A 12,272-nucleotide genomic window follows, 5' to 3' on the forward strand; every position below is an offset into this window, starting at 1 on the left:
CCTTGTAGGTGTAGTCGGACTAGACATGAAACTGTAAGACCAAAATTAGCTTTGCTAGTAGCGGCAAGATTCAGCCCAAGAATCTCCGCACTTTTAGGGCGGAGAGTGTCAAGTAATCAGTAAAGCTATCGTTGCCGAGGCAAAATTAACTAACTCGATTATCGCTATTGAAGACCTAACCGGTATTCGAGAGAGAACCAACCAACAACCACGAAACAAGACCGAGAGAAGACGGTCTAACTCTTGGGCTTTCTATCAACTTCGACAATTTCTCGAATACAAAGGCATCAAGGAAGGAGTTGAGGTTATCGCGGTCAATCCACGATATACCTCTCAAACCTGTCATTGTTGCCTACATATCGGAATTAGAAGCGGTAAATCGTTTAAGTGTAGTAATAAGACTTGTGGTTGGATTGGTGACGCAGACGCAAACGGTAGCAAGATGATTAGACTTTTGGGGCTGAGTGTAATCCAGCCCAGAGAGCCGAATTTATTGGCTTGCCCGATAAGTTTAGGGTTACAGAAAGCTCCCGTTAAGCTGACGCTTTAACGGGAGTAGATTACTAAGGACTCTCCAGAGTTGAGGTACAGCTAACCGTGCGAATTCCTCTCGACTACTACAGGATATTGGGAATCCCCTTTCAGGTGAGTGCCGAGCAGATTGATTTGGCCCACGCCGACCGGGGACGGCAATTGCCACGTCAAGAATACAGTCAAACAGCGATCATTGCCCGTCAGCACTTGTTAGATGAAGCTTACCAAGTGTTAAGTGCTGCGGATCGCCGTCGTGATTACGATGCTCAATTTTTCGACCCCAATCCCTTGCTTCTCAACCCAGAAAGCAGTGCCGAAAACCTAGATTCTCAGGGTGGGGAGGCGGCCGCGGCTTCGCCGGAATATCCCACTCCCCAGATTACCATTGCCCCCGCCGATCTGGTGGGAGCTTTGCTCATCCTGCAAGAGTTGGGAGAATACGAGTTAGTGATTCGTTTGGCCGAAACTTATCTAGATTTAGAGCCAACTACTCGCCCAGACATGATCTTAACCTTGGCCTTGGCCTACGGGGAATTAAGTCGGGAATATTGGCAGGATAAAAATTATGAACAAGCCGCCAGCACCGCGGCCAAGGCCCTGACTTGGTTGGAACAAGAACAAATGTTCCCGCAAGTGGCCAGCGAGATTCGCCATGATTGCGATCGCCTGCGTCCCTACCGGATACTGGAATTGTTATCCCAAGAAAAAAAACCTAGTCTTGCCCGTCAGCGCGGCTTAAATCTCTTGGAGGAGATGTTGGCCGCTCGCGGCGGCATCGATGGCCAGGGTGACGATCGCTCTGGGTTGGGGGTGGATAATTTTTTACGCTTTATTCAACAGTTACGGGTTTATTTAACTCAGGCCGAACAGGAGAAAATCTGGGCAAAAGAGGCACAACGCCCCTCGGCGGTGGGTAATTATCTGCTGGTCTATGCCTTGATCGCCCGCGGTTTCGCCCAAAAACAACCCGCCGCTATTGTCGCAGCCAGCGATCGCCTACAGCAATTACAAAAACATCAGGATGTCTCCCTAGAGCGATCGATCTGCGCCCTACTGCTCGGTCAGACGGAACGAGCAAGCACAATTTTAGAAAAAAGTCAAGAGCAAGAAATATTAAATTATATTAAGGAACAATCCGGGCAATCTGCCGATCTTTTACCCGGGCTATGTCGTTACGGTGAGCGTTGGTTACAAACAGAAGTTTTCTGCCATTTTAGTGATTTAGTCGAGCGGAAAGCCTCACTCAAAGAGTATTTTGCCGAGGAAGAAGTACAAAATTATTTAGAAGAATTGTCAGGTTTTCCTGACGAAAAAGTTCCCGTATCGGTTCAAGAAAAGGTTGGCGAACCCTTAGAATCGGAAGTAAATGTTCTGAAAACCCACACCCCCCCCACCCATTTAAACCCAGTGCCAGGAGTGACACCGATGAGGGAATCTGCTTATTCTTCTTCCCACTCTCGTCCCCAAAAACCGTCTTTAGCTAGAGTTAACGGTGAGCGGACAAGCACTGCTGTACCTGCCCTGAGAGCCACCGCTCAGGAGGAAACTCTCACCCCCTATACTCAGGGTAGTGTGGTGGTGACAGCAGCCTATCGTCAACCGGCACTTAATCCCCCCCGTCGTCGTCCTAGTCGCCCGCGCCACCAAGCAGCAGGCAACTCCGGGCCGGCAGCCCTAGAAACGGCAAAAACTGCCGTAGTCGCACCGAAACGGAGACGACCAGCCCGCAGAAAACTGCGACTCGATCGAGTGGCGATATTAGGGGTAGGATTAGTGGGAACAATCGCGGTTTTGTCCTTGGGGGTAAAGGCAATTGTCGATAGTCAATCTCCTTTGGCAGCCTTGCAAGGGGAACAGTTACCGATTTCTTTAAATACTCCCATACTAGAAATTCCCTCGGCTAATGCGGAAGTGATGGAAGGGATTCCCTTGGACAAGGAAACAGCCAAGGAGACGATTCAAGCTTGGTTAGCAGCAAAATCGGCCGCTTTTGGCAGTGAACACCAAAAAGAGCAATTGAAAGAGGTTTTAACAGGTTCAGCCTTGGAACTTTGGCAAAAACGAGCGGCGGCTTTACAGGGAAATAACTATCGGCACTACGATCATCAAGTGGAGGTGCGGTCGGTCACTAATAATGCGAAAAATCCTAATTTAGCGACGGTGGAAGCGATAGTAAACGAAAAGACGATGTATTTCCATAATGGCAAAGAAATTGTCAATAGTTCCGATAATGAGTCCTCGAACGTGCGCTATGATTTGGTACGGCAAGGAGATAAATGGTTGATCGAAAACACCGAAGTCTTAAAAACCAAAGTTTTACCCTGATTTTTCCCGATTAAATCCCCAAAAACTAGGCTTTAGGCTGCCCGCACACCCAATAAAGGCTGCATGGCAGCCTTTTCAGTGGGAAGTGGGGAAGTGGGGAAGTGGGGAGAAGGGAGCAGGGAGAAAAAAGCTGATAACTGATAACTGATAACTGATAACTGATAACTGATAACTGATAACTGATAACTGATAACTGATAACTGATAACTGATAACTGATAACTGAAGACCGACTCCTGCAAAGGCAAACTTTGTACCTCACCATTAAGATAACTTCTATATCTTTAGACTGATAAATGCTCGATTCGCTTAATATTTTTTAACATAAAATACGCTCTTTTATCGCTGTAATTAGTTCCCTAGAAGTCAAGCTAATGAGTTATGATACTAGGTAGGAATCCATAGTTCTTAGAGGAAAAAAGCGGGGCAATCTCAATGTTTTGCCCACCGACAAGACCATGATTTTGATGTTTTAAAAATCTCGCATAAGTCTTTAAGAACTTTTAAAATCAGCATTCACACAGGAGGGATATTATGACAGGTAAGAGTAAACGCGGTTTTGCCTCTATGGATCAAGCTAAACAACGGGAAATCGCTAGTAAAGGTGGTAAAGCTGCTCATCAAAAAGGTACAGCCCACGAATTTACCTCCGAAGAGGCTCGCGAAGCGGGACGAAAAGGTGGTGAAGCGGTTAGCCGAGATCGCGCCCACATGGCAGCTATCGGACGGGAAGGGGGCAAAAATTCTCACAAAGGCAGTGGCAAAAACTCAAACTCCGAAGAAAATTCCCCAGCCAACGAGTCTATAGGTGAAAACTACTCAGATTTTAGCAACTCGGAGGCAAATAGTTGACTTTGGTTGACTTTTTCTCGGGCTGAGAGGGTGTTAGGTGTTAGGTGTTGGGATTTTAGGGTTTTAGGGTTTTAGGGTTTTAGTTGAATTCCCCCATTTCCCCATTTCCCCATCCCCCCATTTCCCCATTTCCCCATTTCCCCATCCCCCCAATAAATACTTAAGGTTCGATACTGACAATCCAAGTCCCAACGTAGAGACGGACGGGAATATTGCCAGAGGCAATCACATCACAGGTAAAGTAATAAGTGCCTAATTCAGGATTTCTGACATTAGACATGACGATTTCAACTTTGCTGGTCGGATCGATCGGTTGTTCGGGGACAATTTGAATAATGCGACTATCCTTATCCCAAATCACTTCCTTTAAAGGTAAAGATTTGCCGTTGGTGCGTACCTCGATTTTATTAGTGTCAAACTGGCCGTTAAAATAATCGGGATAGGAAATAAAAAAAGCCGAGGCCCCTTGGGAGAGTTTTTTCGGGGGAATATAGAGTTTATAACGATCCATTTGCCGGGGACGACCACCAAATTGCAAGAAATAATCTAAAATATCCTTGCGATCGACTCCACTAAAAATGGTTAGGCCGGGGTTGCCATTGGCTAAAGTTATTTTTGGTAAAATAATCCCCGCACCCACAGCTAAAGATAGAGCAATTAAAGCGGGTGCTTTAGCATATTTAATTACTTTTGTCAAGACTTTTAACATAAATTTTAACCCAAAGTGAGGGGGATGGTGACGGCCGCAAGGAGCCTAATACAGTTCAACTGTAACAAAACCCGCTCGTTTCTTACCTAGACCTTTGCCAGTCCGATAAGTGTCTTGGTTAACGCTTCATCGCTCGCGCCATATCCCGTTGATCCTGACGACGTTTCAAATCTTCGCGTTTATCGTGTAATTTCTTGCCTCTACCGAGGCCAATGCTGATTTTTACCCAACTACCTTTAAAATACATCTTCAAAGGCACAAGAGTTAAGCCTTTCTGTTCCACTTGACCGATGAGTTTGCTGATTTCCTTTTTGTGCATCAACAATTTTCTCGTCCGGCGCGGATCGTGATTAAAATATTCGCTACTCTGTTCGTAGGGGGAAATATGAACATTAATTAACACCGCTTCACCATTGCGGACTAAAACGTAACCATCCCGCAGGTTTACCTTACCGGCACGCACGGATTTAACCTCGGTCCCCAGCAACTGCACCCCCGCTTCAAAAGTCTCTAAAATCTCGTAGAGATGGCGTGCTTGCCGGTTATCACTGATAATTTTGATTTTGTCGTCTTGATTGGCCATATAGTCAAGTGAAAAGTGAAAAAGCTGTTGGGTGTTGGGGTGTTGGGGTTTTAGGGTGTTGGGGTTTTAGGGTGTTGGGGCTTTAGGGTTTTAGGGTTTTAGGGTGTTGGGGTTTTAGGGTGTTGGGGTTTTAGGGTTTTAGTTGAAATTCCCCATTTCCCCATTTCCCCACTTCCCCATTCCCCCATTCCCCCACTTCCCCATTCCCCCATTTCCCCATTTCCCCATTTCCCCATTTTCCCATTTCCCATTGCCCTATCTTACTCGCTCTTTTGCTCTCTCTGGACTGACTGCTTGCCGCTCTTTGGTGATCACTGGCCTTGTCAGGGGGAACGAGAAGGGAGAAAATGAGAGCAGTGTTAAATTTTTATGAAGTTTGGTTCTGTGGACAAAATTCGTACTGTTTCCGATAGTAAGCGTGATTTTTATACTCGCCACACCCGCCCCATCAATTCGGTGTATCGGCGCGTGGTTGAGGAATTATTAGTCGAGATGCACCTGCTCTCCGTTAATGTAGATTTCCATTATGATCCAATTTATGCCCTTGGTGTGGTTACTTCTTTCGAGAAGTTCATGGAAGGCTATCGTCCGGGGGAGGATAAACCGAATATTTTTAATGCTTTGTGCCAAGCGGTTAACGGTAATCCCGAAGTCTATCGTCGTGATGCCGAAAATATGATCGCTATTGCCAAAGAAACTAATATTGATTCCTTGCTTTCCCAACTGCAAAACCCTGCTCTGGGTGGTAACAATCAGTTGTCTGATAGTTTAGTTTCGGTTATCAACGCGCCTAAGTTTAAGTATAGTCGCCTGTTTGCCATCGGTCTCTATACTATTTTGGCGGAAGCACAACCGGACATGATCAAGGAAAAAGAAAAACGCGAACAAATTTTGCAAAAGTTCTCAGAAATTCTCCATCTCTCCAGCGAGAAACTGCAAAAAGACCTCGATGTTTATCGCGGTAATCTTGATAAAATGGATCAGCTGCTCAAGGTTATCGAAGATGCCCTAGAAGCAGAAAAGAAAAAACGTCAACAAAAAGAACAGGAAAAACAAACCACCCCGCAATAAAGGCTCTCAACCGGAAATTACCGCGTGCAGACAAGGGAATAGGGAACAGAAAAAGGATTAAATCGGCTCTCTTTCTTTACTGTTCCTTCTGACCTCGTTCTAAAATTAAGATCGGCAACCCTTAATATTTATCTCCCGTGACTAACTCCTCCATCACCGCACCCGTAACCGATATTTTGGCAAAAGCGCGGTCAGGGGCGAATTTATCGGCAAAAGAAGCGATTATCTTGCTAGGAACTACCGATAACCGTTTAATTGCCCGGATTCGGGAAACGGCCGACTTTTTGCGTCGTCAACAGGTGGGAGATACCGTCACCTACGTTATCAATCGCAACATTAATTTTAGTAACATCTGTGAGCAGCATTGCAGTTTTTGTGCATTCAGACGCGATGAAAATGAAGAAGGGGCCTTCTGGCTTAATTTAGAGGAAATTATCGCTAAAGCGGCGGATGCCGTCCGTCGTGGGGCGACGGAAATTTGTATGCAGGGAGGATTAAACCCAAAAGCCAAGATTAAGGGCAATTCCTTAGACTATTACCTCGAAATTGTTAAAAACCTGAAACAAGCCTTTCCTGACCTGCATTTACACGCTTTTTCGCCCCAAGAAGTCCAATTTATTGCTAGAGAAGACGGTTTAAGTTACGAAAAAGTTATCGCTTCCCTGCAAGAAGCAGGAGTCAATTCTCTGCCGGGGACGGCTGCCGAGGTGTTGGTGGATGAGGTAAGACGGGTAATTTGTCCAGAAAAAATCGATGCCGCCACTTGGTTAGAAATAGTCGGTATTGCCCATCGCTTGGGGTTACATACCACCAGTACCATGCTCTGCGGTCATATTGAAACCCCTAGCCAACAGGTGCAGCACCTCGAAAAAATTAGAAAACAGCAAGAAATCGCCCTAGAAAATAATTATCCGGCTAAAATCACCGAATTTATTTTATTGCCTTTTGTGGGACAATCAGCCCCCAAACCCCTGAGAAATCGAGTCGGACGAGATCAACCAATTTTAGCCGATACATTAAAATTAACAGCAGTGGCGCGGATTTATTTGGGCAATAGCATTAAAAATCATCAACCCAGTTGGGTAAAATTGGGCTTACAGGGGGCGACAGAAGCTTTAAACTGGGGTTGCAACGATCTCGGTGGTACTCTCATGGAAGAACATATTACCACTATGGCCGGGGCTGTGGGCGGTACTTGTTTGACCGTCGAGGAATTAGCAACGGCGATTAAATCCCTCGATCGCCCCGCCCGTCAACGGGATACAATCTATTAGAGTCTATTTAACCCGAATCCTGGATTAGCTGAAAGCTTGATCCTGTCCCGGGTTACAACTTTCCTTCTCCCGTCCGACTGAAGTTAATTGAGTATTAAGAAGGTGCGCTATTGAGATAGTTATATTCTCCGACCTGATAGATCAAATTAGCTACGAGTCCTGTCCAACCTGTTTGATGGCTTGCTCCCAGTCCTTGACCCGTATCTCCGTGAAAATATTCGTAGAACAGTATTAAATCCTGACCATCAGGGGTTTTGAAAAGCTCACGAAGTTTTGGGTTATCTCCGTAAACTGGTCGTTTCCCTGACCAATCAGGCAGGAAAATCTTAATGAGTTTCTTAGATAGTTCAATTGAAACTTCTTCAAGGCTAATTTTGTGGTGCGATACTGAAGGACATAATACTCCAAAGTCTTTTTCTTTTAAACAGACATTGAAGTATTTATGAAACTTCTTCAGAGATTCAATAATCAGAAAATTCATGGGAAACCATACCGGACCACGCCAATTAGAATTTCCAGTATGTACAGGAGTTTTTGTTTCAGCAGGTTCGTATTTCATTTCAATTGGAAAAGGCTGCACATCTGGATTTGCCTTAATTTCAGGATGCCATACAATTTTTATCATACCATCCAATTGATACGGGTGTTCTTCATGAAATTTAGACAAAGATCGAATTCCATAATCACTTAAGAATTCCTTTTCGTCAAGAAGCTTATCAATGATATTTTGTAATTTCTTCTTGTTGACAATTGATAAAAATAAATCTAGGCACTCATGTAAATCTGATCGAATATCAACACATTCTTCTTCTCCCAGTAAATACTTGAATTCTTCCTCATTCCTAAACCTAGCAAAACAAGATTCTGGATTATAAAAGCTTGCTCTTAAATTCCTAGTTAAATCTGTTTCTGTTTCTTTCCCAAAAGTTTCCACAGTGAACAAAGGAACAATACCAAGAATGGAGCGATATTTTAGTGGTAATTCTAAGGAAAATTTTTCCAGAGAAATTTTCAAAACTTCATAGTAGAAGTTATCATTGCTATCCCAAAAAGCAACTTGATTTTTGTCAACAATTTCGTTTATTTCATGGACAATTAATATGAAGTTTTTCAGGAAATCTTTTGCAGAATTTTCACGCTCTTTTTGCTTCTCTACATCTAACTTAGTAACTATTGTCAACATATTCAAATAAAACATTGCTATCCAACTTGTGGCATCAATTTGTTCTATTGTGACTGTTTCTTGGGTGAGGAATTGATTTCGATCAACTATAGATATATTATCTAATCCTAAAAATCCAGCCTTAAAAACATATTTCTCTTTTGTTTCTCCTGATTGTTTAGGTAGCCTGTTATTTTTTAGCCACCAATCTAAAGTCTTTTGCAAATTATCAAAGATTAATTGCAAAAATTTTTGATCGCAAGGAGAGCCATATATGTCATGCTCTATTTCGTCAACTTTCAAAGCTGCCCAAGCAAGAATGGGAGGGTTTACTTCATCAAAACCAAATTCACAAGACGGAATTTGCCCATTATCTTTGCTGTACCATGGTTGAGTAAAAAGCAATATTTGCTCTTTAGCAAAATCTGGATCGATTAAAGCAAGGGTAATCGCATGAAAAGCTGAATCCCAGACACAAAAATAAGGATATTCCCATTTATCTGGCATGGAAATTATATCTTCACCGTGCAAGTGAGTCCATTTCTTATTGCGGTCGTTATTTCTGATGTGTTCAGATGTTTTTCGTGGGGGATATATTTTATGCCACTTTCTGTCTTGATATGACCAATCTCCTTTGAGCCAATCTTGAACTATATAGTAATAAAATTGCTTGTTCCATAGCATTCCTGCAAATGCCTGTCGTTGAACTTGTCGTTCCTCATCTGAAATTGGAAAATCTGAAGGAGTAATAGCTTGATAAAATGCGTCAGTTTCTTCTTTGCGCTTGTCAAAAACCTTCTCAAAATCACTTCCAAAAGGATTAGCATCAGGTAGTTGATCTGGCGCAATATCTGTCAAGCGCAACCGTATCACTTGAGGTTTATCAGCATCAGCTTCAATAGTCAGATTATAGTGAGCGGCCGCTTTTGTCCCTTTCTGTTCAGGGTTGACTTTATCTAGCTCTTGATTAACGACATAATTGTTGATTCCGTCCTTAACGTATTTACTAGCATTAGGAGTATGGAAAATGCGTTCGTTGTTAGTTTCATTTTCAGTAAATAACAGAGGAGTATCTCCTTTACAATAGAGATAATAATCACCTAACTCGCCATGATGAGCTTTGATCACCATATTATTGCCAGTTTTTTCCAAAACTCTCTGCAAACTTGGTTTTTGTTTTTCCCTTTCTGCATCTCCCAACCAAGACCAAGTGTTACGAAACCAGAGAGTAGGTAAAATATGTAGTGGATGAGCTTCAGAGCCTCGATTCCGAACAGTAATTTTAATTAAAATATCTTCAGGAGTCTTCTTGGCATATTCAATAACAACATCAAAGTATCCCTTGCCGAAACAATTAGTATCAATTAGCTCATATTCAGGTTTATCTTTTCCTCGTTTATTATTCTCTTGAATGAGCTTCTTATAAGGAAATTCATAAGGATACTTATACAAGGCCTTCATATAAGAATGAGTGGGATTATTATCTAGATAAAAGTAATATTCCTTGACATCTTCCATGTGATTTCCTTGATTAGGCCAGCTATCGAATCCTGTTAAACCAAAAAATCTTTCTTTGAGATGCTTTTCGGAATGCTGATCTTTTTCATTCCAAAGCTCATCTTTTCCATTCCAAAGGGTTAGGGCAAAACATAGACGCTGACGCTCATCAGAAATTCCCAATATTCCATCTTCTCCCCAACGATAGGCACGAGAACGAGATTGCTCGTAATCAAAATATCTCCAAGTATTACCATTCTGACTATAATCTTCTCGGACAGTTGCCCATTGGCGATCGCTTAAATAGGGACCCCATTTTTTCCAAGGGATATTTTGTTCACGGACTTCTTGCAAGCGTTTGTATTCTTCAGTTTGTTTCCGAGCTTCTGCGAAGGAATTATCTTTTTGGGTATCTTGAGTTGTCAACATGACTTTTCTCCTTTATCTTCATTTTTTGTCCTGTACTTAGCTTTTTGCAGTCCTTAGATTTTTTGTCCTGTACTTAGGTACTTGGTATGGTGGACTTGTTGAACCAAGAATCCCTCCCATGAGCGCTTCGGGGAGCGTCAAATCACCAACTGCCTTTAAATCCCGAAGCTCCAGTCACCAGCACCTTTTCCCCAGACCACCGCTACCCTAAGAGTTGGGAGATAGGCATTTCTTGCATGGCTATAACCTCCTTTTCTCTGAAAAAGTGTCTTATCAGGTTCTGACCTAATTCTATCGAGAAGCAAACTAAGTATAACTACTTAAGTAAAAAAACTTAATATAAATTGGGTTGGGGATAGGCCGAAACTCTGCTGCTATCCCAGCCAGTCAACCTGATTTTTTGGTGGAATTCATGGCAAAATCTTCTTAGCCTGAACTAACTTTAATCAAGCCCAACAATCTCCCCCTTGCCGGCAATCACTTCGCCGATTTGGTAGGCATTAATCCCAGAGGATTGTAGTTGATTAATAGTCAATTGCGCCAGATCTGATGGGACAATGATCACAAAACCGATACCCATATTAAAAGTATTAAACATGGCTTCGGCATTAACCGAACCCATCTGGGCTAACCAGTGAAAAATCGGCAAAACCGGCCAACTTTTGCGGTAAATCTGCACAGAATGCCCTTTACCTAAGCAGCGGGGCAAATTTTCTGGGATGCCACCCCCGGTAATGTGGGCCATGGCGTGAATATCTAACCCAGAGCGCAAAAGTTCTAGCACAGGTTTAACATAAAGTCTAGTGGGAGTTAACAAAACTTCACCTAAGCTAGAGCCGGCCAAAATTTCGGGGCAATCTTGCCAATTTAAGCCCTGGGTGTCGATAATCTTACGAACAAGACTAAAACCGTTACTGTGAACCCCACTACTGGCTAAACCGATAGCCACATCGCCGATTTGCACCTTACTGCCGTCGAGTAATTGACTTTTTTCGACAATACCGACGCAAAAACCCGCTAAATCGTACTCTCCCGCCGAATAAAACCCCGGCATCTCCGCCGTTTCCCCTCCCAAAAGAGTACAACCACTATCACGACAGGCCCTAGCGATTCCCGATACCACCGCTGCTAACTGTGACGCTTCCAGTTTACCGGTGGCGAGATAATCCAAGAAAAATAAAGGTTCAGCCCCGGAGGTTAAGACATCGTTGACGCACATGGCCACGAGGTCAATTCCCACCGTATCATGGCGATTGAGACTATGGGCAATTTTCAGCTTGGTTCCCACACCATCAGTTCCCGATACTAACACCGGTTGCCGATAACCGGAAGGTAACTGAAAATAGCCCCCAAAACCGCCTAAACCGCCGATAACTTCGGGACGGAAGGTACTTTCCACATTTTGGCGAATTTTCTCGACAAAAGCGCGTCCCGCTTCCACATCCACGCCCGCTTCTTTATAATCCATGCCCAATTGACCGATTGTATCTCTCAAATTTTACCCAGATTTCGGTCCCATGGGAATTATGAATTATGAATTATGAATTGGGAAGTGGGGAGGAAAGGGTGCGCGAGACGGCCAAAATTGCTGCTTTGACTCGAAGGTGACAATCCGTCGTAACGCAGCACCTATGATCGACTCATCGACTAAGTAGCTGGTTACAATTAAAGATAAAATACAAAGAACCAGAAGCCTGCGCCACTATCTAACAATTAATTGAGATTGCTTAATTAGGGTTTGCTGAAAAAGTACGGGCGAAGCATTCGGATAGAAAATCTACGGTGTCACCGATAGGTTATTACCCGAATGCTTCGCCCCTACAGGACGCAATCGCCG

8 protein-coding genes and 1 pseudogene are annotated in these 12,272 nt (G+C 43.5%); 5 read left to right on the plus strand and 4 right to left on the minus strand.

The genetic code is table 11. The features are described 5' to 3' along the window. Positions 1–112 precede the first annotated feature (112 nt). The 3 genes and pseudogenes from IM477_RS21810 to IM477_RS21820 all read left to right on the plus strand — a co-directional run. Positions 113–550, plus strand: a pseudogene (locus IM477_RS21810) (RNA-guided endonuclease TnpB family protein); the annotation flags it as partial. A 47-nt stretch (positions 551–597) separates the two neighbouring features. Then, positions 598–2,859, plus strand: coding sequence for an IMS domain-containing protein (locus IM477_RS21815; protein WP_287733441.1), 2,262 nt, complete (start codon positions 598–600; stop codon positions 2,857–2,859). Positions 2,860–3,392: 533 nt separating this feature from the next. Continuing rightward, positions 3,393–3,710, plus strand: a complete 318-nt coding sequence (locus IM477_RS21820) for a KGG domain-containing protein (RefSeq protein WP_002761051.1) — start codon at positions 3,393–3,395, stop codon at positions 3,708–3,710. Between the two features lie 160 nt (positions 3,711–3,870). Here IM477_RS21820 and IM477_RS21825 read toward each other — a convergent pair whose 3' ends face one another. After that, positions 3,871–4,419, minus strand: coding sequence for a DUF2808 domain-containing protein (locus IM477_RS21825; protein ID WP_287733442.1), 549 nt, complete (start codon positions 4,417–4,419; stop codon positions 3,871–3,873). A 118-nt stretch (positions 4,420–4,537) separates the two neighbouring features. Continuing rightward, positions 4,538–5,002 (minus strand): SsrA-binding protein SmpB, encoded by a 465-nt coding sequence (gene smpB / locus IM477_RS21830; RefSeq protein ID WP_004162719.1) that lies wholly within the window; start codon positions 5,000–5,002, stop codon positions 4,538–4,540. 384 nt (positions 5,003–5,386) lie between these two features. Here smpB and psb29 point away from each other — a divergent pair, with 384 nt between their 5' ends. Further along, entirely contained in the window at positions 5,387–6,073 is a 687-nt protein-coding gene (psb29, locus tag IM477_RS21835; protein WP_170915588.1) for a photosystem II biogenesis protein Psp29, read from the plus strand. 137 nt (positions 6,074–6,210) lie between these two features. Next, the gene (gene cofH / locus IM477_RS21840; RefSeq protein ID WP_287733443.1) at positions 6,211–7,347 is read left to right on the plus strand and encodes a 7,8-didemethyl-8-hydroxy-5-deazariboflavin synthase subunit CofH; all 1,137 of its coding nucleotides are present in this window, start codon (positions 6,211–6,213) and stop codon (positions 7,345–7,347) included. A 94-nt stretch (positions 7,348–7,441) separates the two neighbouring features. Here cofH and IM477_RS21845 read toward each other — a convergent pair whose 3' ends face one another. Together IM477_RS21845 and purM are read right to left on the minus strand one after the other, a co-directional pair. Then, positions 7,442–10,435, minus strand: coding sequence for an MGH1-like glycoside hydrolase domain-containing protein (locus tag IM477_RS21845; protein ID WP_287733444.1), 2,994 nt, complete (start codon positions 10,433–10,435; stop codon positions 7,442–7,444). Between the two features lie 442 nt (positions 10,436–10,877). Continuing rightward, positions 10,878–11,903: a phosphoribosylformylglycinamidine cyclo-ligase gene (purM, locus tag IM477_RS21850; protein WP_287733445.1), complete on the minus strand. Its 1,026-nt coding sequence runs from the start codon at positions 11,901–11,903 to the stop codon at positions 10,878–10,880. Between the last annotated feature and the right edge of the window lie 369 nt (positions 11,904–12,272).

The sequence above is a fragment of the Microcystis sp. M090S1 genome, assembly GCF_020246295.1.
GTDB lineage: Bacteria > Cyanobacteriota > Cyanobacteriia > Cyanobacteriales > Microcystaceae > Microcystis > Microcystis aeruginosa.